17 protein-coding genes are annotated in these 19553 nt (G+C 64.0%); 8 read left to right on the forward strand and 9 right to left on the reverse strand.

Annotated features, from left to right (window positions below):
- Positions 1-175: 175 nt before the first annotated feature.
- A complete protein-coding gene (locus tag FJ418_RS15215; protein WP_140866830.1) occupies positions 176-901 on the forward strand; it encodes a hypothetical protein in 726 nt (241 codons plus the stop codon).
- Here FJ418_RS15215 and FJ418_RS15220 read toward each other — a convergent pair.
- Positions 898-1269: a hypothetical protein gene (locus FJ418_RS15220; protein WP_140866833.1), complete on the reverse strand. Its 372-nt coding sequence runs from the start codon at positions 1267-1269 to the stop codon at positions 898-900. The genes FJ418_RS15215 and FJ418_RS15220 overlap by 4 nt on opposite strands.
- A 126-nt stretch (positions 1270-1395) precedes the next feature.
- On the opposite strand from FJ418_RS15220, the gene FJ418_RS15225 reads away from it, so the two are divergent.
- Genes FJ418_RS15225 through FJ418_RS15235 form a run of 3 tightly spaced genes read left to right on the forward strand, consistent with a single transcriptional unit; the run spans position 1396 to position 5012 of the window.
- Entirely contained in the window at positions 1396-2772 is a 1377-nt protein-coding gene (locus FJ418_RS15225) for an aspartate aminotransferase family protein (RefSeq protein WP_140866836.1), read from the forward strand.
- 11 nt (positions 2773-2783) lie between these two features.
- The gene (locus FJ418_RS15230) at positions 2784-4190 is read left to right on the forward strand and encodes a glutamine synthetase family protein (RefSeq protein ID WP_140866838.1); all 1407 of its coding nucleotides are present in this window, start codon (positions 2784-2786) and stop codon (positions 4188-4190) included.
- Positions 4191-4238: 48 nt separating this feature from the next.
- A complete protein-coding gene (locus tag FJ418_RS15235; RefSeq protein ID WP_181166947.1) occupies positions 4239-5012 on the forward strand; it encodes a UdgX family uracil-DNA binding protein in 774 nt (257 codons plus the stop codon).
- Here FJ418_RS15235 and FJ418_RS15240 read toward each other — a convergent pair.
- The 4 genes from FJ418_RS15240 to FJ418_RS15255 form a co-directional block, all read right to left on the reverse strand.
- Entirely contained in the window at positions 5009-6283 is a 1275-nt protein-coding gene (locus FJ418_RS15240) for a glycerate kinase (protein WP_140866844.1), read from the reverse strand. The two genes, FJ418_RS15235 and FJ418_RS15240, sit on opposite strands and share 4 nt — an antisense overlap.
- A complete protein-coding gene (locus tag FJ418_RS15245) occupies positions 6280-6783 on the reverse strand; it encodes a heme-degrading domain-containing protein (protein WP_140650681.1) in 504 nt (167 codons plus the stop codon). Before FJ418_RS15245 ends, FJ418_RS15240 begins: the two co-directional genes overlap by 4 nt.
- A gap of 75 nt (positions 6784-6858) precedes the next feature.
- Positions 6859-8172, reverse strand: coding sequence for a guanine deaminase (guaD, locus tag FJ418_RS15250; protein WP_140866847.1), 1314 nt, complete (start codon positions 8170-8172; stop codon positions 6859-6861).
- Between the two features lie 2 nt (positions 8173-8174).
- On the reverse strand, positions 8175-9401 hold the full coding sequence (locus tag FJ418_RS15255) for a urate hydroxylase PuuD (RefSeq protein ID WP_140866850.1): 1227 nt from the start codon (positions 9399-9401) through the stop codon (positions 8175-8177).
- Between the two features lie 155 nt (positions 9402-9556).
- Here FJ418_RS15255 and FJ418_RS15260 point away from each other — a divergent pair, with 155 nt between their 5' ends.
- The 3 genes from FJ418_RS15260 to FJ418_RS15270 all read left to right on the forward strand — a co-directional run bounded on the left by FJ418_RS15260 (position 9557) and on the right by FJ418_RS15270 (position 13077).
- Positions 9557-10477, forward strand: a complete 921-nt coding sequence (locus tag FJ418_RS15260; RefSeq protein ID WP_140545059.1) for a LysR family transcriptional regulator — start codon at positions 9557-9559, stop codon at positions 10475-10477.
- 390 nt (positions 10478-10867) lie between these two features.
- A complete protein-coding gene (locus FJ418_RS15265; protein WP_140866853.1) occupies positions 10868-11830 on the forward strand; it encodes an LLM class flavin-dependent oxidoreductase in 963 nt (320 codons plus the stop codon).
- The gene (locus FJ418_RS15270; protein WP_140866856.1) at positions 11827-13077 is read left to right on the forward strand and encodes an LLM class flavin-dependent oxidoreductase; all 1251 of its coding nucleotides are present in this window, start codon (positions 11827-11829) and stop codon (positions 13075-13077) included. The genes FJ418_RS15265 and FJ418_RS15270 overlap by 4 nt, the downstream gene beginning before the upstream one ends.
- A gap of 6 nt (positions 13078-13083) precedes the next feature.
- On the opposite strand, the gene FJ418_RS15275 is transcribed toward FJ418_RS15270, so the two are convergent.
- Positions 13084-13914: a PhzF family phenazine biosynthesis protein gene (locus FJ418_RS15275; RefSeq protein WP_140866859.1), complete on the reverse strand. Its 831-nt coding sequence runs from the start codon at positions 13912-13914 to the stop codon at positions 13084-13086.
- 223 nt (positions 13915-14137) lie between these two features.
- On the opposite strand from FJ418_RS15275, the gene dps reads away from it, so the two are divergent.
- On the forward strand, positions 14138-14626 hold the full coding sequence (gene dps, locus FJ418_RS15280) for a DNA starvation/stationary phase protection protein Dps (RefSeq protein ID WP_140866862.1): 489 nt from the start codon (positions 14138-14140) through the stop codon (positions 14624-14626).
- 30 nt (positions 14627-14656) lie between these two features.
- On the opposite strand, the gene xdhC is transcribed toward dps, so the two are convergent.
- The 3 genes from xdhC to xdhA all read right to left on the reverse strand — a co-directional run bounded on the left by xdhC (position 14657) and on the right by xdhA (position 19551).
- Positions 14657-15559: a xanthine dehydrogenase accessory protein XdhC gene (xdhC, locus tag FJ418_RS15285; RefSeq protein ID WP_140866865.1), complete on the reverse strand. Its 903-nt coding sequence runs from the start codon at positions 15557-15559 to the stop codon at positions 14657-14659.
- A 153-nt stretch (positions 15560-15712) separates the two neighbouring features.
- Entirely contained in the window at positions 15713-18076 is a 2364-nt protein-coding gene (gene xdhB / locus FJ418_RS15290) for a xanthine dehydrogenase molybdopterin binding subunit (protein WP_140866868.1), read from the reverse strand.
- The gene (xdhA, locus tag FJ418_RS15295) at positions 18076-19551 is read right to left on the reverse strand and encodes a xanthine dehydrogenase small subunit (RefSeq protein WP_140866871.1); all 1476 of its coding nucleotides are present in this window, start codon (positions 19549-19551) and stop codon (positions 18076-18078) included. Before xdhA ends, xdhB begins: the two co-directional genes overlap by 1 nt.
- Positions 19552-19553: the final 2 nt, after the last annotated feature.

The raw sequence follows: 19553 nt of genomic DNA on the forward strand, positions 1-19553 counted from the left end.
TGCGAGGACTGACACACCGGAAGACGGCTGTCGGCTGTCATGTTCACAAATGAAATACCCTCTATCGCTGGGGAAAAACTCAGCCCCAACTTCAAGAAAGGTCTTCTTTGAGATACAGGAGATGCACAGACTACGGTGATCATCGATCTGAGTCGAAACAAAGAAATCGTCATCCATGGCCAGTCTCTCTCATACTACACATCACGTTAAGCCCCGCATTTCAGCCAACGAATTGGCGAAATTCATGGTGAGCGGCGATACCGGGCGAATGGGAATTATCAGGCGCGCTAGAGAGAAGAAGAGCGTTGTCGCCGTCCGATATTCCGACGTGAGGACAGCGACAGCCGCTGCGATGTGCGACCCGATCAAAGGGAAACACATACTCGCCACCGCATACCAATCGTTTGAACAGAAGGCATCGGACGCGTCATTATCCCCTTGGGCGCGAGAGGACGCCGCAAAGTCTCTCGACGTGATAGAATCCTTCGGTAAAATGAAGAACCAGTTAGTTGGTTTTGACTTTGTGCAGGCTCCGCCGAAGCAATCGCCGTTGGCCCTTGGCGGCGTGGCCGTATCGGTCAATTGCGACGTTCTCATTCACCGTCCTGTAAAAGGTGTCCCATCCATTGGCGCTGCGCTTTTTCGCCTCACCAAACCAGACGAGGACGAAAGCGACAAGGCCAAGGCGAAGCGCGACCAGATGGGACGTCATGTCGCGACGCTTGTACTCATGCAAGTTGGTGCGAGCCTTGCGGGCAATCTCCAGCCCGCGTTTGAGCTATGCTGGTCGATTGATGTCCAGACCGGGGAAATCTACAAGGCGCCAAAGAACACAAAGGCGCTGGCAACAAGCATGGAAAACGCCTGTCAGTTCATTGCGGCAATGTGGGATAAGGCCTAGCCGCCTGCCTGCTGGCGCTGCCACTTCTTCGCACCCTTGACGCTATCCGTGACTTTGTCGGCAAGTTCCCGGTCGGCAACGTCCCAGCCCTTCACGGCCATGAGGCGCAGGGCGGTCTCACGGTTCGTACCTTGGCCGCCGTCTCGGCGCAGGAGCCTCGCCAACTCGTTTCGCTTGAACAGCCTGTTGGCCGCGCGTCTAGGCTTGATGTCGTGTGGCGAGCGCGCATAGCCGAAAATCGCCAGCGCTTCGTCAATGGTCTGTAGCTGCGCTTTCAGGACGGCTTTCTGCCGGTCCAAGTCAAGAACCTGGCCCGACAGTTCGGCCCGCTTGGCGACCAATGCGTGAATGACGATAGGCTCTCCCATGCCCCGGATTTTATGGGAACCCGCTCTTTAGGTCGTGCGGGAAGTTGGTGCTTTTGCTACATAAGGCCGCCCTACTGCCCTACTGCCCTACTGCCCTACTGCCCTACTGCCTACTGAGGGGGCTTCATGTATTCAATCGACCAAACTTCCATCGGCGGCATCGACGTCGCCCGCATCGCCGAATTGCGCGAGACAGAGGCGGCCGCCTTCCGTAAGGCACGGCCGAAATCCGAGGCGAAGCTGGGCAACGGCATCGCCGGATTTCTCGGCGGCGTGCCGATGCACTGGATGACCGACTGGCCGACGCCGTTCCCGATCCTGGTCGAGGGCGCGAAAGGCGCCACCATCACCGACATCGACGGCAACAAGCTCGACGATTTCTGCCTCGGCGACACCGGTTCGATGCTCGGCCATTCGCCGCCGGCGGTGGCCCGCGCCATCCGCAGGCAGTCCGGGCGCGGGCTGACCTATATGCTGCCCAGCGAGGATGCGCTGGCGATCGGAACGCTGCTGCAGCAGCGCTTCGGCCTGCCCTACTGGCAGATCGCCACCACCGCCACCGACGCCAACCGCTTCGCGCTGCGCGTCGCCCGTGCCGTGACCGGGCGCGAGAAGATCCTGGTCTTCAACGGCTGCTATCACGGCTCGGTCGACGAGACGATGGTGCGGCTGATCGACGGCAAGCCTGTGAACCGGCCGGGCCTGGCCGGCGAATTCCGCGACCTGACGCGAGCGACCAAGGTCGTCGAATTCAACGATGTTGCCGCATTGGAAGCAGCGCTGGCTGACCGCGACGTCGCCTGCGTCATCGCCGAGCCGGTGCTGACCAATTCCTGCATGGTGCTGCCGGAACCGGGCTTTCACGACGCGCTGCGACGTTTGACCCGTGATGCCGGCACGCTGCTTCTGATCGACGAGACGCACACGATTTCGACCGGCCCGGGCGGCTATACGCGCAAGCACGGGCTGGAGCCGGACCTGTTCGTGCTCGGCAAGCCGGTGGCGGGCGGCGTGCCGGCGAGCATCTGGGGCATGAGCGAGGAGGCCGCCACGCGCTACGGCGCCTACAACCGGGTGAAGGAGCCCGGCTATTCCGGCATGGGCACGACGCTGTCGGCGAACCCGCTGCAATTCGCGGCGATGCGGGCGACGCTGGAAGAGGTGATGACCGAGGAGGCTTATGCGCATATGGACCGGCTGGCGCGCCGCCTCGACGCCGGGCTGACCTCCGTTATCGCGCGCAACAAGCTGCGCTGGCATGTCGCGCGTGTCGGCGCCCGCGTCGAGTTCATCTGCGCGCCCGGGCCGCTCGGGAACGGCGGCGAGGCGGAAAAGGCGCATGCGCCTGAGTTGGAGGCCGCCATCCATGTGGCGCTGGTCAACCGCGGCGTGCTGATCGCGCCGTTCCACAACATGATGCTTATCTCGCCGGCAACGACTTCAGCGCAAGTGAGCCGGCTGATCGCCGCCTTCGCGGCGGTTGCGGCAAGGCTTACGGCGTGAGAAAAGCGGCGATGGACAATCCGAACGCCGTAACAACTTCGCCCTCCGGCTCGACGCCCGCCGAGGCGAAAGCCTTTCTCGACGCGCATCCCGAGATCGAGGCTTTCGACATCGTGCTTACCGACGCCAACGGCATCGGTCGCGGCAAGATCGTGCGCCGGCACGAGCTGATGGGCATTTTCGAGAGCGGCCGGCATCTTCCGATCTCGATCCTCGGCCTCGACATCACCGGCGAGGACGTGCACGAAACCGGGCTGGTCTGGGACACCGGCGACGGCGACCTGCGCGCATGGCCGATCCCAGGCACGTTGGCGCCGCTCTTCGGCACCAAACCGCCGCGCGGCCAGGTGCTGATGTCGATGCACCACCTCGACGGCGAGCCGATGACCTCAGACCCACGGCTGGTGCTGGCAAGGCAGGTGGAACTGCTGGCGGCACGCGGCCTGCATCCGGCCGGCGCCTTCGAACTCGAATTTTTTCTCCTTGCCAACGAACGCGACGCGGACGGCAAGGTGCAAGCCGCCCGCGCGGTGCTCGACGGCCGCCGTTCGGCCAAGACCGAGGTCTATTCGGTCGACCATCTGCATGGCATGGAGCCGCTGTTTTCCGACATCTACGCGGCCGCCGAGGCGCAAGGCATCCCGGCCGAAACCGTCATTTCCGAATACGCGCCCGGCCAGTACGAGTTGACGCTCAACTACCGCAAGGACGTGATGCGGGCAGCCGACGACCTCGTCATGCTGAAGCGGCTGGTGCGGGCACAGGCGCGCCGGCACGGCGTCACCGCCTGCTTCATGGCCAAGCCGATCGAGGCCTATGCCGGCTCGGGCATGCATTTCCATGTCTCGCTGCAGGACGATGCGGGCCGGAACGTCTTCACCGAGGCCGCCGGTGAAAAGTGGTCGCCAACACTGCTCAATGCGCTTGGCGGCCTCATCCACACCATGGCGGAATCGATGCTGGTGTTTGCCCCGCATGCCAATTCATGGCGGCGCTTCGTCGCTCAATCCTACGCGCCGGTAGCGCCGACATGGGGCGTCAACAACCGCTCGGTGGCGCTGCGCGTGCCGGCGGGCGACGCCAAGAACCGCCGCATCGAGCACCGGCCGTCGGGCGTCGACGCCAATCCTTACCTGATCGCCGCAACGGTGCTGGCCGGCATCGTCAAAGGCCTGGATGAGGGTCTGGACCCCGGCCCCGAGACGACCGGGAATGGCTACGAGCAGGCCCCGGAGAAGTCGACCATGCCGGCCGACTGGCGCGCCGCGATCGAGGCGGCCAGGGGCTCCGATTTCCTGAAATCAGCGCTCGGCGCCGACCTGCATCGCACCTTCGTGGCGATCAAGCAGGCGGAATATCTGCGTGTCGCCCGCACCGTCAGCGAGCTGGATTATCATCTCTATCTGCACGAGGTTTGAGCACAGGGCCTGACAGGCGCGGCGATCGCGCTTTGGCGACGGCAGGAGATGCCGAAGAAATATTGGCGGAACCTTCCCGTGGCCTCGCTCATTCCAGGTTTGATAGCAGGAGCAGACAGAGCCACGTCAGAGATGATCGCCCGGATGCCAACCACCCCAGCACCGCACCATGCCAAGGTGAAGGTCAAGCATTGGCCGACGCCCGAGCCGGCCGATGTGGTGGCGCCTGAAGCCGAAGACATTCCGGAGTTGCGCGAAGAGGCGAAAGGCTGCCGCCGCTGCCCGCTTTGGCATGACGCAACGCAGACCGTGTTCGGCGAAGGACCGGAAAGCGCGGACGTGGTCTTCGTCGGCGAACAGCCAGGCGATCAGGAGGATCTGGCCGGCAAGCCATTTGTCGGCCCGGCCGGCAGAATATTCGACAGCACCCTGGACGACGCCGAAATCGATCGCCGCAAGGTCTATGTGACCAATGCGGTGAAGCACTTCAAATTCGAACCGCGCGGCAAGAGGCGCATCCATTCGAAGCCCAATGCCGGCGAAATCCAGGCCTGCCGCTGGTGGCTGGACAAGGAGCTCGACCTCGTCAAGCCGAACCTCGTGGTGGCGCTCGGCGCGACGGCGGCGCAGTCGCTGCTCGGCAAGGCCGTGCCGATCACCAAGATGCGCGGCGATGTGATCGAGCGCGAGGATGGCTTGCGCGTGTTTGTGACCATCCACCCCTCCTTCATCCTGCGCATCCGCGATCGGGAGGACAAGGAGGCGGAGAGGGACCGGTTTTTGCAGGATATGCGGAAGGTGAAGCAGTTGATGGCTGCTTAGGCCTTCGCTATCTGACTGATCAGAATCGCCCTCAGATCATTCACGTTCGTTCCGGTCGGACCCGGGACAAACAAATCCCCGACCGCATTGAACGCCGTCCAGGCGTTGTTGGCGGCAAGCATTGCCTTGGCGTCGGCGCCTGCCGCCCGCATGCGCGCCACGGTCGAGCCGTCGGCGAAGGCGCCGGCATTGTTCTCGGAGCCGTCGATGCCGTCGGTGTCGGCGGCCAACGCATGTATGCCGTTCACGCCGTCGATGCCGATGGCGAAGGCAAGCAGGAATTCCGAGTTGCGGCCACCCTTGCCCTTGGCGCGCAAGGTCACAGTGGTCTCGCCACCGGAGAGGATGAGCACGGGCTTGGCGAAGGGGCGATTGCGGGTCGCCACCTCGCGCGCGATCGCGGCATGCACGCCGCCGACCTCACGCGCCTCGCCTTCGATCGAATCCGACAGGATGACGGCCTCGATGCCTTGCCGTTTCGCTTCGGCGGCAGCCGCTTCCAGCGACACGCCGGCCGAGGCGGTCAGGTGCACCTCGTTGCCGGCGAAGCGCGGATCGTCCGGGCGCGGCGCGGCCGCCGCCGACGACTGAATGTGCGCCATTACCGAAGCCGGCAGCTTCATGCCATAGGCGGCGATCGACGCCAGCGCATCCTCGCGGCTGCCTGTGTCGGGAATGGTCGGTCCCGAAGCAACCAGCGCCGGGTTGTCGCCGGGGATGTCGGAGACAACCAGCGACACCAAGCGCGCCGGATGAGCGGCCGCGGCCAGGCGTCCACCCTTGACGGTCGAGACATGCTTGCGGATAGTGTTCATCGCCGCGATCGGCGCGCCGGAGGCAAGCAGCGCCTCGTTGACAGCGATCTCGTCGGCGAGCGTCAATCCAGCAGCCGGCGATGGCAGCAGGGCCGAGCCGCCGCCGGAGATCAGCGCTACCACCAGATCGTCAGCGGTTAAGCCCTGTACCTTCTCAAGCAGCCGGCGCGAGGCTTCCAGGCCGGCGGCATCCGGCACCGGATGCGCCGCCTCGATGATTTCGATACGCTCGCATCTGGCACCGTAACCGTAGCGGGTGACGACAAGGCCGTCGATGGGACTGTCCCAGAGCTTCTCGAAGGCTGCCGCCATCTGCGCCGAGCCTTTTCCCGCGCCGATGACGATGGTGCGGCCTTTCGGCTTCGCCGGCAAATGACTGCGGATCGTCTTTTCCGGGTCGGCGGCGGCGACGGCGGCGTTGAAGATCGAGGTCAGGAAGCTTTTCGGGTCGGTCATTTTTCTTCCGGCGGCAGCGCGAGCCCGCTCGCATCGATGCCAAGATGAGCGCAAAGCGCGTCGACCACGACGCCATGATCCTCGCGTTCCGGCAGGCCCGAGACCGCGATGACACCGATGACGCCGGCACCTTTCACTGTGACCGGGAAGCCGCCGCCGGCCAACACATAGTCCGCGATATCCAGGCCTTCACCGATTTTGAAGGTGCGGTCCGGTCGCTGCTGCTCCAGCACCAGGCGATAGGTGCTTCTCAGATAGCGCTTCACGACGTTGATCTTGCGCCGTGCCCAGTCGGGATTGGAAGCATTCGAGCCCGGCATCGCGGCGTAGAAGAGCGGCCGGTCGAAGGTCCTGATGTCGACGATAACAGGCAGGTTTTCCTTCAGCGCCCGGTCCCTAATGGCAGAGCCGATCTTGAAAGCGACGGCCTCGTCGAAGGCCGGGAAGACCAGCGTGGCTTCCTGTTTCTTGATCAGAGCGATGTCGTCGGCGGTGGCCATGGCGTTCCCCTGTCAGCGTCGAGGCACGCTTTGGCCGATGACTGACGCCGGGTCAAGCCGAGAGCGCATCAAAGCTCACGCCGCAATGGCGCTCTTTGCCGACCGCCCCGCCACATAAACCTCGCGCACGGCGCGGTCGTCGCCCAGCGTCTGCAGCAGGAAGAGTTCTTCCGCCAGCGTTTCCACCGTCTCCATCCTGAGCCGCGTGCCCGGCGTGGCGTGAGCGTCGAGCACGACGAGATCGGCATCGGTGCCTTCGTCCAGCGTGCCGACCTTGTCGGCCACCGACAGCGCCTCGGCATTGCCGCGCGTCAGCTGCCAGAAGGACTGGAAAGGGTTGAGCTTCTCACCGTTCAGCGCGATGACCTTGTAGCCTTCATCCATGGTGCGCAGCATCGAATAGTTGGTGCCGCCGCCGACATCGGTGGCGGCCGCGATCCTGAGCGGTGCCTCGCGCCGACGATAACGCTGATAGTCGAACAGGCCGGAACCGAGGAAGAGATTGGAGGTCGGGCAGAACACCGCGACCGAGCCCGATCGCGACAGCGCATCCGCCTCGCGTTCCGACAGGTGGATGCAGTGGCCGAACAGGCTCTTCTTACCGAGCAGGCCGTAATGTTCATAGACGTCGGTGTAGTCGCGCGACCAGGGATAGAGCTCCTGGGTGAAGGCGATCTCGGCGTGGTTTTCCGACAGATGCGTCTGCATGTGGAGATCGGGATATTCGCGGCACAGCGCGCCGGCCATCTCCATCTGCTCGGGCGAGGAGGTGATGGCGAAGCGCGGCGTGATGGCATAGAGCTGGCGGCCCTTGCCGTGCCATTCGGCGATCAGCGCCTTGGTATCGTCATAGCCGGTCTGCGGCGTGTCGAGCACGCCGTCCGGCGCATTGCGGTCCATCATCACCTTGCCGGCGATGTTGAGCATGTTGCGTTCATGCGACTCGGCGAAGAAGGCTTCGGCGGAAGATTTGTGCACCGAGCAATAGGCAGCGACCGTCGTCGTGCCATGCCGCAACATCTCGTCGAGGAACAGCCTGGCGATGCGGCGCCCGTGCTGCGCGTTCTGGAATTTCGATTCTTCCGGAAACGTGTATTTGTTCAGCCAGTCGAGCAGCTCGGCGCCGTAAGAGGCGATGATCTGCATCTGCGGCACATGCACATGGGCGTCGAGGAAACCCGGCAGGATGAGATGCGGACGATGGTCGATCGTCTCGACACCGGCGCCCGCCTTCTTCAAGACCTCCGCATAGGAGCCGGCGGCAACGATCTTGCCGTTGTCGATCAGCAACCCGCCGTCCTCCTCGTAGCGCCAGGCGGAATGGTCGTCTATCGCTTCGGGCCAGCGCAGGAAAGACAGCGTGCGGCTGCGCAGAAGTTTCGATGTCATGCTCACTTTCCGGCGCCTTCGAACCAGGCGACCAGAAGGGCGCGTTCCTGGTCGGTTATATGGCTGACATTGGCGGGCGGCATGGCATGCGCCCGGCCAGCCTGGATATAGATCTCGCGCGCATGCTCGGCGATGCGCTCGTCGGTGTCGAGCAGCACGCCCTTCGGCGCATGGTAGATGCCTTCATAGACCGGCTCTTCCGTATGACACATGGAGCAGCGCCCGAGCACGGTGTCGCGCACGGCCGGGAAGTGGGCCGAAGCGATGTAGACCTGGGCGGCGGCCGACGCGGCGGAAGCCTTCGGCTCGCCGGTCAGCACTTTCGGCACGGTCGACAGCCAGATGATAATCATGAACAGCACAGCGGCGCCCAGCCAGGTCCAGGTCGGGTTGCCCTTTCGCGCATGCACCGTGTTGAAATAGTGCCGGATCAGCACGCCGATGATGAAGACCAGCGAGGCGATGACCCAGTTGAACTGGGTGCCGAAAGCCAGCGGATAATGATTCGACAGCATCAGGAACAGGACCGGCAAGGTCAGGTAGTTGTTGTGCAGCGAGCGCTGCTTGGCGATCTTGCCGTATTTCGGGTCTGGCTTGCGGCCGGCGATCAGGTCGGCGACGACGATCTTCTGGTTGGGGATGATGACCATGAAGACATTGGCCGACATGATCGTGGCGGTGATGGCGCCGAGATGCAGGAAGGCAGCGCGGCCGGTGAAGAGGTGTGTAAGCCCCCAGGCGATGAACACCAGCACGCAGTAGAGCACCAGCATCAGCCCGGTATCGCTTTTACCCAACGGTGAGCGGCAGAGCAGGTCGTAGACGATCCAGCCGACGCCGATGGTGGCCAGCGACAGAAGGATGCCGACCGGCACCGAGATGTTGAGCACATTGGGATCGATCAGGAAGAGATCGGCGCCGGCATAGTAGACCACGCAGAGCATGGCGAAGCCCGACAGCCAGGTGGCGTAGGATTCCCATTTGAACCAGGTGAGGTGTTCCGGCATCTCGGCCGGCGCCACCAGATATTTCTGGATGTGGTAGAAGCCGCCGCCATGCACCTGCCATTCCTCGCCGAAGGCGCCGGCAGGCAGGCTGGGACGCTGGCGGAGCCCAAGATCGAGGGCAACGAAATAGAAGGACGAGCCGATCCAGGCGATGCCAGTGATGACATGCAGCCAGCGGACCGCAAAACTCAGCCAGTCCCAGAAAATCGCGAAATCCGTCATCGAGTGGCCCCTGGGAACTCGTCCTTGCCGATGAGAGGGACTTTACGGGCTGGCGCGCAAACGAAAAGAGGCGAGGTGCGCGATGACTTTCAAAAAAAAATAAAAAATACTAGGGTTGCTTTGCCCAGCCTTTTCAGAGCCACGGAAGCCGCCGCATGGCCTATCTCGACAACATTGCCGTCTTCGTCCGTGTCGTCGAGCTCGGCAATCTGTCGGCGGCGGGGCGCGACATGCGCATTTCGCCGGCGGTCGCCTCCAACCGCATCAAGGAGTTGGAAAAGCATCTCGGGGTCAGGCTGTTCAACCGCACCACAAGGCAGTTGATGCCGACCGAGCACGGCACGGTGTTCTACACCGGCGCCAAGCAGGTGCTGGACGCGATCACCGAAGCGGAAGCCGCGGTCGCGGCACTTTCCGGCCAGCCGCGCGGCACCATCAGGGTCACGGCGCCGCTCGGCCTCGGCCGGCGGCTGATCGCTTCCGGCATTCCGGATTTCCACGACAAATACCCCGATATCGAGGTGCGGCTCAGGCTCTCCGACCACAATGTCGATATCATGAAGGAAGGCATCGACGTCGCCTTCCGGCTCGGCATCATCGAGGATTCGAGCCTCAGGATGCGCGGCATCATGGAATGCGAGCGCGTGCTGGTGGCGGCGCCGAAATATCTGGAAGCGCGCGGCGAGCCGGCCGAGGCGCAGGAACTGATCGGCAAGAAGCACGACTGCCTGATGCTGCGTTATGCCGGCGCGCGCGAATATGTCTGGACGCTGCAGACGCCGAACGGACCGCAAAAATTCGAGGTGCACGGTCCCTACGACACCGACGACGGCGACGTGCTGACCGGCTGGGCCTTGTCGGGGCGCGGCATCATCAACAAGCCGCGTTTCGAGGTCGAGCCGTTCATCCGCGACCGGCGCTTGAAGGTGATCCTGCCCCAGGCGCCGCCGACGCCGGTGCAGTTCGCCGCCGTCTATCCGCACAAGAAGCTGCAAGACCCGAAGGTGCGGCTGTTGCTCGACTTCATGGCCGAGCGTTGCCAGCGGCTGATCAAGGACCTCTTGGCCGGAAAGTAAGGGCTGGTAGCGTTGTGTCGCGATTGGCCGAAGCATCCGTGACGTCGTCATCCACGGGCGGAGCGACGCGAAGCGGAGCACGGACCCGAGAATCCATCCGTGACTTTGATCGTAGGGTGCGGAGCAGAATTCTGCACCGTCGCAACGCTTCGAAGTCACGGAATAGATTCTATGGTCTGCGCCGCGTCTGCTCCGCCATAGAATGACGACGTGATGGGCGTTCAGGCTAATCGTCTTCGGGCCGTCAAGACCTCCATCTCGACACACGTGAAGGCTGGCTGGCAAGTGACAGTCCGGTGGCCCACTTGCTCCCGTTGCCTTGCGCGAAAGCGAGCCTAGGTTGGTAGCGAAAACGGCTGCCGATTTTCAAGGCGACCGAAGGACCGCACCATGCATCTCGCCATTTCGCTCAACATCGCCGCCGCCGACGGACAAGACGTCCTCGACTTCGGCCAGATCACCGCCTTGGTGCGGAACGCGGAGGCGGCGGGCGTGGACATGGTCATCATTTCCGACTCCGCCGATAAGCCATCGAGCAGCCCGTTCGAAGCGACCACGCTGCTGGCCGCCCTGGCGACGGTGACCGACAAGATCGGGCTCGTCGCCAGCGCCTCGACGCTCGCGCATCAGCCCTACAACCTGGCGCGCCGCTTTGCCTCGCTCGACATCATCGGCCATGGCCGCATCGGCTGGAACGCCACGACGGCGCAGACCCCGCGCGAAGCTGCGAATTTCAGCCGGCCGGAAGGTTTCTCCGACGATGATTTTCGCCGCCGCGCCTGGGAGTTCATCAACATTGTGCGGCTCTTGTGGATCGGCTGGGAGCATGACGCCTTGTTGTTCGACAAGGCATCAGGCCGCTTCCACGATCCGGACAAGATGCACCCGGCGAACTTCACCGGGGAATTCTTCTCGGTGCGCGGGCCGCTCAATGTCGCCCGTTCGCCGCAAGACGTGCCAGTGCTGGTGATGTCCGGCTTGGCAGGGACCGAGCTCGATTTCGCCAGCCGCCGCGCCGATGTCGTGCTGCTGGACAAGCTTGAACCGTCGGGCGCGATAGCGACCCGCGATGAGATCAAACGCAGGGCGCACGAAGCAGGGCGCGACCCGGTGACGATCAAGGTGCTGGCGATGGCCGATGCGGGGCCGGAACACGATGGCCGTAGTCTGGAGGACCTATGCCTGTCATCCGGCTGCGACGGTATCGTTCTGACTGTACAGCCTCGGGCTGCCGCCCTGGAGGCTTTTGTCGAGCGATTGCTGCCGGAACTCAAGCGACACGAATTTGCCAAGGCACAGCCGGGCAAGACGCTGCGCGATCGCCTTGGGTTGAGTGAGGATAGCGAGCCATGAGCGCGCGTCAGATGAAGCTCGGCCTGTTTTTGTGGGCGACCGGCCATCACATCGCCGCCTGGCGTCATCCGGACGCGCATGTGAGAGCCGGCATCGACATCGACCATTACATAAAGCTGGCGCAGACGGCCGAAGCGGCGAAGTTCGACATGGTGTTCTGCGAGGACGCCGCCGGCCTGCGCGAGGCCAATATCAACATCGCCAGCCAGACCTCGCGCTCGATCGGCTTCGAGCCGATCAGCCTGCTTTCGGCGCTGGCCGCGCAGACCGAGCGCATCGGCCTCGTGTCCACGGCGTCGACCAGCTACAACGAGCCCTACGGCCTGGCGCGGACTTTTGCCTCGCTCGACAATCTGAGTGGCGGTCGGGCCGGTTGGAACCTCGTCACCTCGGCCAGCCCGATCGAGGCCGCGAATTTCGGCGCGACGGGCTTGCGGCCGCATGCCGACCGTTATGCGCGGGCGCGGGAATTCGCCACGGTGATCACCGGGTTGTGGAACCGGCGCGTCGCCGGCCATGACCGCGAGAGCTTTTCGGTGCGCGATCCACTCGACATCCCGCCCTCGCCGCAAGGCGCGCCGGTGATGGTGCAGGCGGGCGCCTCCGACGACGGCAAGGATCTTGCCGCGCGCACCGCCGATGTCGTGTTCTCGGCGGCGCAGACTTTCGAGGAAGCCAAGGCCTTTTACGACGACCTCAAGGGACGGCTCGCCGCCTATGGACGACAGCCGGACGACGTGAAGATCATGCCTGGCGTCGCGCCGGTCGTGGCCGCCACGAAAGCCGAGGCGCAGGCCAAATACGACGCGCTGCAGGAATTGATCCCCGACGATGTCGGCGTGGCGCTGCTCTCCAGCTACCTCAGCATTTCCGACCTCGGTCGCTATCCGATCGATGGGCCGCTGCCCGAACTGCCGGAAGGCGAAGGCATGAAGAGCCGGCAGGCGCTGGTCATCGAGCAGGCGCGTCGCGATGGCCTGTCGATCCGCCAGCTCGCGCGCTATTTTGCCGGCGCGCGCGGCCATTGGCGGATCGTCGGCACGGCAGAGCAGATCGCCGACGAGTTGCAGGCCCGCTTCGAAGGCGGCGCCGCTGACGGTTTCAACGTCATGCCGTCCTGGTTCCCGGGCGAGCTCGACGCCTTCGCGACGCTGGTCGTGCCGGAATTGCAGCGGCGCGGGCTGTTCCGCAGGGACTATGAAGGCCGCACGCTGCGCGAACATCTCGGCCTCAAGCGGCCGATCTAAGTTTGCTCAATCCATCAGCCGGGCTGCTCCGGACACCCTGATCGAGCTGCCGGCGGCCGGCGGAATATCGGCATGGAGGCGCGAACGCATGCCCATGTCCTCGCCCTGGACGATGTCGATCGAGCCGCCATGCGGCCAGCCGAGATCGCGCAGATAGCCGGCAAAGGCCGCGGTCGCCGCCCCTGTCGCCGGATCCTCATAGACGCCGCCGGAAGCGAATGGATTGCGCGTGTGGAAGAGGCGCGGCGTCTCGGCGTGGGCGAGCAGGATCGTGACCAGGCCCTCGCGCCGCATGAAGGACTGGCCTTGCCTCAGATCATAGGCCATGGCGGCCAACGCCTCGCGCGACTTCAGCGCCAGCACGAGATGATCGGCGCCGCCATGGATGAGCGCCGGCGGAATGGCGGGATCGAGATCGCCCGGCTCATAGCCGAACAAGGCGAGCGCCTCGCCGGCCAGTTCCGAGGGAGCCGCCCGGCTGTGCGTCGGCGGCGACTGCAGGGCTGCGGCAAAGTTGGCGCCATCGCGAAAACCTTCGACGGTGATGTTGGCCTGGTTGAGGGTCAGCCTGAAAGTGCCGTCGCCGAACTTTCCGACCAGCGCGGCGCCGAGCGCGATGGTGGCGTGGCCGCAGAACGGTACTTCCGACTCCGGCGAAAAGTAGCGGACGCGCCATTGATCGCCTTCGGGCGCGGCAAAGGCGGTTTCCGAAAAGCCGACTTCGGCCGCGACGCGCTGCATGTCGGCCGCATCGGGCAAGGCTTCGCCAATCACCACGCCGGCCGGATTACCGCCGGTGTTGCCGTCTGAAAATGCTGCGATCTTCAATACATCCATGTTCCTGGCCTCGTTGTGCGTGGGCGCAACAAACACGTTTCGGGCCGTCTTGGGAAATGAAGAAAGCGGCGAGCAGCGGTGAGCGCCAGTCACATCTGCGATCGGAGCCAGCGCTTCAATCCAATGCGGAACGAAATTCGACCCATCGCCGTTTTGACGATTGGCGGTCGTTCGGGCCGTCCTTCAGTTCCCAGCCATCGATGCAGCGCGACAGGAGCCAACCATGGACGCCATCGTCACCAAGAACGACCTCAAAGCCGATGCCAAGAAGGAATCGATCGACCTGCTCAACGCCAGGCTTGCCGACGCCATCGACCTGGCCCTGATCACCAAGCAAGCGCACTGGAACGTCAAAGGCCCGCAATTCATCGCCATCCATGAGATGCTCGATGAATTCCGCGAGGAGATCGACGGCCATGTCGACATCGTCGCCGAGCGCGCCGTCCAGCTCGGCGGCACCGCGCATGGCACCTCGCAGGACGTGTCGAAGGCGACCAGGCTAAAACCCTATCCGACCGACATCCACAAAACCAAGGATCATCTGGCGGCGCTGATCGACCGCTATGCGGCGGCGGCCAAGCTGACCCGCGAAGCGATCGACGAGGCAGACGACGCCGGCGATGCCGACACCGCCGATATCTTCACCGCCTATTCTCGCTCGCTCGATAAATTGCTGTGGTTCCTGGAGGCGCACACGCAGGAAAAGGAATAACCGGGAACTGTTCTTGCTTGGCCGGCCGGATCAGCCGGCCATCGCCTTTTCAGCACTGGCCGCGCTTGGCGTATCCGAGGCACGCGACACCAGCGCGGTCATGATCTCGGCGGCGGCAAGCGCGGCGATCACCGGCGGCCGCTTGTCCTTCACCGCATTGCCGCCGATCGGCGAGATGAGGCGATTGAATTCGGCCTCGCTGCCCTCGGCCGACTTCAGGAACCAGCTCTTGAAAGTGGCCTTCTTTGTCTTCGAGCCGATCATGCCGACATAGGCGGTATCTCCGCGCTTCAATGCTTCGGCGACGATCAGGAAATCCAAGGCATGGTCATGCGTTAGGGTGGCGAAGGCCGACCCAGCCGGCGCCTCGCGCACTACTGCTTCGGGCATCGGCGTCAGCCGGGTCTCCACCGTTTCCGGCATGCCTTCCAGCGCGTCGGCGCGGGTTTCGACGACGACGACGTGGATCGGCAGCAGCGCCAGCGACGCTGCCAGCGCCTGGCCGACATGGCCGCCGCCAAAGAGATAGACATGCGGAAGATGCGCCTCTTCGGCTTCCGCGTTGGCGATCAGCCTTTCTTCGATTGTCCTATCGACCAATCTTATCAGCACCTCGACACGCCCGCCACAGCATTGGCCGATTTCCGGCCCGAGCGGCACGTCGAGCGTGGCGCAGACCTCATCGACCTCTATGCGGGCATGTTCACCCTCCCCGTTGTCGCGAGGCGAGGAGCGCAGCATCTGCCGCGCCTTGTCGATCGCCATATATTCGAGCTGACCGCCCCCGATCGTACCGAAGATCGATGACGAAGAGACAAGCATAAAGGCGCCGGCCTCGCGCGGTGTCGAGCCTTTGGTGGCCGCCACCTCGACGAGAGCGACCCGGCCAGCTTGGCCGAAAAACGTCTTCAGGCTTTGCACTTTCGAGTTCATCGTCTGCATTCCTAGATCGTGATGGCGTTTCGTTGAACCGCCCTCACGATCTAACGCTTCGTTGGAGCATGATCTTTCTCCGAAAACCGGTTCCCACTTTTCGGATCATGCCCTAGCGCCGAAATATAGTATTTTTCGGCCGAATTGCACGTTTTAGGCCGGCTTTTCGGCTTCCCGCTTCAACCGCTCGATCGCCGTCAGCACCCGCTCCGGCGTCGCCGGCGCGTCGAGGCGCGGACAGATCTTGTGGTCGGCCACGCTCGCGACCGCGTCCGACAGCGCATGCAGCACCGACATGCCGTGCGGCAGCGGCGGCTCGCCGACCGCCTTGGAGCGATGGATGGTCGGCTCATAGGCCGACGACCAGTCGGTCAGCTTGACGTTGAAGATCTTTGGACGGTCGGAAGCGAGCGGGATCTTGTAGGTCGACGGCGCATGCGTCCGCAGCCGGCCGCTATCGTCCCACCACAATTCCTCCGTCGTCAGCCAGCCCATGCCCTGGATAAACCCGCCCTCGATCTGGCCGAGGTCGATCGCCCGGTTCAGCGAGCGGCCGGCGTCGTGCAGGATATCGGTGCGCTCGACGACATACTCGCCGGTGAGCGTGTCGACCGACACCTCCGAGCAGGCCGCGCCATAGGCGTAATAGTAAAAGGCATGGCCGCGGCCCTTGCTACGGTCCCAATGGATCTTCGGCGTCTTGTAGAAACCGGCCGCCGAGAGCTGGATGCGGTTGACATAGGCCTGCTTGACCAGATCGTTGAAGGCCACTTCCTGATTGCCGATGCGCACCCGGTTGGGCAGGAACACGACCTGGTCGTGCGGCACCTGATATTTGTCCGCGGCGAAGTCGGTCAGCCGCTTGCGGATCTGGCGGGCGGCGTCCTGCGCCGCCATGCCGTTGAGGTCGGCGCCGGAAGACGCGGCCGTCGGCGAGGTGTTCGGCACCTTGGCGGTGGTGGTCGCGGTGATCTTGACCCGGTCGAGATCGATCTGGAATTCTTCCGCCACGACCTGGGCCACCTTGAGATGCAGGCCCTGGCCCATCTCGGTGCCGCCATGGTTCATGTGGACCGAACCGTCGGCATAGACATGCACCAGCGCGCCGGCCTGGTTGGCCTCCGTCTTGGTGAAGGAGATGCCGAACTTCACCGGGGTCATTGCCAGCCCGCGCTTGACGAACCGGCTGTTGTTGTTGAAGGCGCTGATCTCGCGGCGGCGCCGCGCATAGTTCGCGCTTTCCTCCAGCTCGGCGACGATGCGCTGGATGATGCAATCCTCGACCTTCTGGTGGTAGGGCGTGACGCTGCGCTCGCCGATCGCCTCCATGGGATCGTAAAAGTTCAGCTTGCGGATTTCGAGCGAGTCCTTGCCGACGGCGAAGGCCACCTCGTCGATGACGCGCTCGGCGCCGACCATGCCTTGCGGGCCGCCAAAGCCGCGGAAGGCGGTGTTGGAGACGGTATTGGTGTAGAGCGGCGCCGACTTGGCGTGCACCGCCGGATAGAAATAGGCGTTGTCGCAGTGGAACAGCGCGCGGTCGCCGACCGGACCGGACAGATCGGCGGAAAAGCCGCAACGCAGCGCATAGGTGAAGTCGACGCCGAGGATGTTGCCTTCGTCGTCGAAGCCGACTTCATAATCGATGGCGAAATCATGCCGCTTGCCGGTGGCGGTCATGTCCTCGTCGCGGTCGAGCCTGATCTTGACCGCACGCTTCAATTTCTTGGCGGCAATGGCGGCGATCGCCGCGCACTGGTTGGCTTGGGTTTCCTTGCCGCCGAAGCCGCCGCCCATGCGGCGCACTTCGACCGTGACAGCATGGCTCGGCACGCCGAGCGCATGCGCGACCAGATGCTGCGTCTCGCTCGGGCCCTGCGTCGAGCAATAGACGATCACCTCGTCGTCCTCGCCAGGGATTGCCAGCGAAACCTGGCCCTCGAGATAGAAGTGGTCCTGGCCGCCGAGCCACATGCGGTTCTTGATGCGGCGGGGAGCCGCCGCGATCGCCGCGGCGGCATCGCCGCGCTTCAGGACCAGCGGCGTGGTGACCTGCCTGTCCTTGACCGGATCGAGGTTCCAGATGTCGATGACGGCCGGAAGCTCGTCATACTCGATTTTTGCGAGACGCGCGGCGCGGCGCGCTTCCTCGCGTGTCTCGGCAACCACTGCGAAGATCGGCTGCCCGTAAAACTGCACGTTGGCTTCGGCGAGCACCGGATCGTCATGCATGTTGCTCGGCGAGACATCGTTCTCGCCGGGGACATCGGCATACGTCAGCACATCGATCACGCCGGGCGCCGAGCGCACAGCCGACAGGTCGACGCTCTTCAACGCGCCGTGCGCGACCTTGGAGAGGCCGAGGCCGACATGCAGCGTGCCGGCGGGCTCCGGCATGTCGTCGATATAGACGGCGGTGCCGCTGACATGCTTGTGCGCGGAATCGTGCCGCTGGTCGGTGGCGACGCCGCCGACGATCTTTTCAGCCTTGAGGCAGGGTGTGGCGTGCTTGTTCATCAGGCCGCCTCGTCGCGCGAGACCTGGAACGGCGCCTTCGTTCCGGTCGTCTCGATATAAAACCGTAGCAAAAGGTTCTTCGCTGCCAGCGCCCGGTATTCGGCGGTCGCCCGCATGTCGGTGAGCGGCGAAAAATCCTTGGTGTATTCGGCCATCGCGGCCCCCACGGTCGCTTCGGTCCAGGGCTTGCCGGCGAGCGCCTTCTCGACCGTGCCGGCGCGCTTCGGTGTCGCCGCCATGCCGCCATAGGCGATGCGGATGTCGGCCACCGTGCCATCCTTGGCCAAGGTCAGGTAGAAAGCCCCGAGCGTCGCCGTGATATCCTCGTCGCGCCGCTTGGTGACCTTGTAGACGGCAAACTTCGTTCCTTTTGCCGGCACGGGCACATGGACTGCTTCGACGAACTCGCCGGGCTGACGGTCCTGCTTGCCATAGGCGATGAAGAAGGTTTCGAGCGGTATCGTGCGACGCGCCTTGCCCTTGCGGAGCGTCAGCTGCGCGCCGAGCGCGATCAAGGGCGGCGGCGTGTCGCCGATCGGAGAGCCGTTGGCGATGTTGCCGCCGATCGTGCCCATGTTGCGCACCTGCGCGCCGCCGATGCGGTCGACCAGCGGTCCCAGTGCCGGGATGCGCTTCGACAGCGCCTCGAAGGCTTCGGTGTAGGTGACGCCGGCGCCGATGGTGATGACGCCATCCTTCTCCGACGTCGTACGCAAGCCGTCGAGGCCACCGATGAAGATCGCCGGCGAGATGTCGCGCATGTGCTTGGTGACCCACAGGCCGACATCGGTCGAACCGGCGACGATGGTGGCGCCCGGTTCCTTTTCGAGCAAAGCGGCGAAATCGTCGACGCTGGCCGGCACGATCAATCGCGCCTTGCCCGACCCGATCTCGACCCTGGCGCCATCACGCAACACGCTCAGACGCGCGGTGATGTCCTTGCGCTCCACCGCCAGCGGGTCCTTCGACGCCTTGCCGTAGCTCGAAATGGCGTGCGCGGCGCGCATGATGGCCTCGTAGCCGGTGCAGCGGCAGAGATTGCCCTGCAGCGCCTTTTCGATCGCGGCGTTGGACGGATCGGGGGTCTTCATCCAGAGGCCATAGAGCGACATGATGAAGCCCGGCGTGCAGAAGCCGCATTGCGATCCGTGGAAATCGACCATCGCCTGCTGCACCGGATGCAGTTTCTCACCGTCACCGCGCAGGTGCTCCACTGTCACGACATGCGTGCCGTCGAGCGAGCCCATGAAGCGGATGCAGGCATTCACGCTTTCGTAGACGAGACCTTCGGCGGAGAGCTTGCCGACCAACACCGTGCAGGCGCCGCAGTCGCCCTCGGCGCAACCTTCCTTGGTGCCGCGCAGCGAGCGGCTGAGCCGCAGCCAGTCGAGCAGCGTCGCATCGGGCGCGACATCCTTCAGAGCCACGTCGCTGCCGTTCAGGATAAAGCGTATTTGATTGCGGGTCTCAGCCATGT

The organism is Mesorhizobium sp. B2-8-3, from assembly GCF_006440815.1.
GTDB lineage: Bacteria > Pseudomonadota > Alphaproteobacteria > Rhizobiales > Rhizobiaceae > Mesorhizobium.

What these genes read in the sequence shown, in the direction of transcription:
- FJ418_RS15270 (WP_140866856.1), top strand. Translation starts at nt 11,827, where the DNA reads ATGAGCGCGCGTCAGATGAAGCTCGGCCTGTTTTTGTGGGCGACCGGC.
- FJ418_RS15245 (WP_140650681.1), bottom strand. Translation starts at nt 6,783, where the DNA reads ATGGCCACCGCCGACGACATCGCTCTGATCAAGAAACAGGAAGCCACG.
- FJ418_RS15240 (WP_140866844.1), bottom strand. Translation starts at nt 6,283, where the DNA reads ATGACCGACCCGAAAAGCTTCCTGACCTCGATCTTCAACGCCGCCGTC.
- FJ418_RS15265 (WP_140866853.1), top strand. Translation starts at nt 10,868, where the DNA reads ATGCATCTCGCCATTTCGCTCAACATCGCCGCCGCCGACGGACAAGAC.
- FJ418_RS15230 (WP_140866838.1), top strand. Translation starts at nt 2,784, where the DNA reads ATGGACAATCCGAACGCCGTAACAACTTCGCCCTCCGGCTCGACGCCC.
- FJ418_RS15220 (WP_140866833.1), bottom strand. Translation starts at nt 1,269, where the DNA reads ATGGGAGAGCCTATCGTCATTCACGCATTGGTCGCCAAGCGGGCCGAA.
- FJ418_RS15275 (WP_140866859.1), bottom strand. Translation starts at nt 13,914, where the DNA reads ATGGATGTATTGAAGATCGCAGCATTTTCAGACGGCAACACCGGCGGT.
- FJ418_RS15235 (WP_181166947.1), top strand. Translation starts at nt 4,239, where the DNA reads ATGCCGAAGAAATATTGGCGGAACCTTCCCGTGGCCTCGCTCATTCCA.
- guaD (WP_140866847.1), bottom strand. Translation starts at nt 8,172, where the DNA reads ATGACATCGAAACTTCTGCGCAGCCGCACGCTGTCTTTCCTGCGCTGG.
- FJ418_RS15260 (WP_140545059.1), top strand. Translation starts at nt 9,557, where the DNA reads ATGGCCTATCTCGACAACATTGCCGTCTTCGTCCGTGTCGTCGAGCTC.
- xdhC (WP_140866865.1), bottom strand. Translation starts at nt 15,559, where the DNA reads ATGAACTCGAAAGTGCAAAGCCTGAAGACGTTTTTCGGCCAAGCTGGC.
- FJ418_RS15255 (WP_140866850.1), bottom strand. Translation starts at nt 9,401, where the DNA reads ATGACGGATTTCGCGATTTTCTGGGACTGGCTGAGTTTTGCGGTCCGC.
- xdhB (WP_140866868.1), bottom strand. Translation starts at nt 18,076, where the DNA reads ATGAACAAGCACGCCACACCCTGCCTCAAGGCTGAAAAGATCGTCGGC.
- FJ418_RS15225 (WP_140866836.1), top strand. Translation starts at nt 1,396, where the DNA reads ATGTATTCAATCGACCAAACTTCCATCGGCGGCATCGACGTCGCCCGC.
- dps (WP_140866862.1), top strand. Translation starts at nt 14,138, where the DNA reads ATGGACGCCATCGTCACCAAGAACGACCTCAAAGCCGATGCCAAGAAG.
- FJ418_RS15215 (WP_140866830.1), top strand. Translation starts at nt 176, where the DNA reads ATGGCCAGTCTCTCTCATACTACACATCACGTTAAGCCCCGCATTTCA.
- xdhA (WP_140866871.1), bottom strand. Translation starts at nt 19,551, where the DNA reads ATGGCTGAGACCCGCAATCAAATACGCTTTATCCTGAACGGCAGCGAC.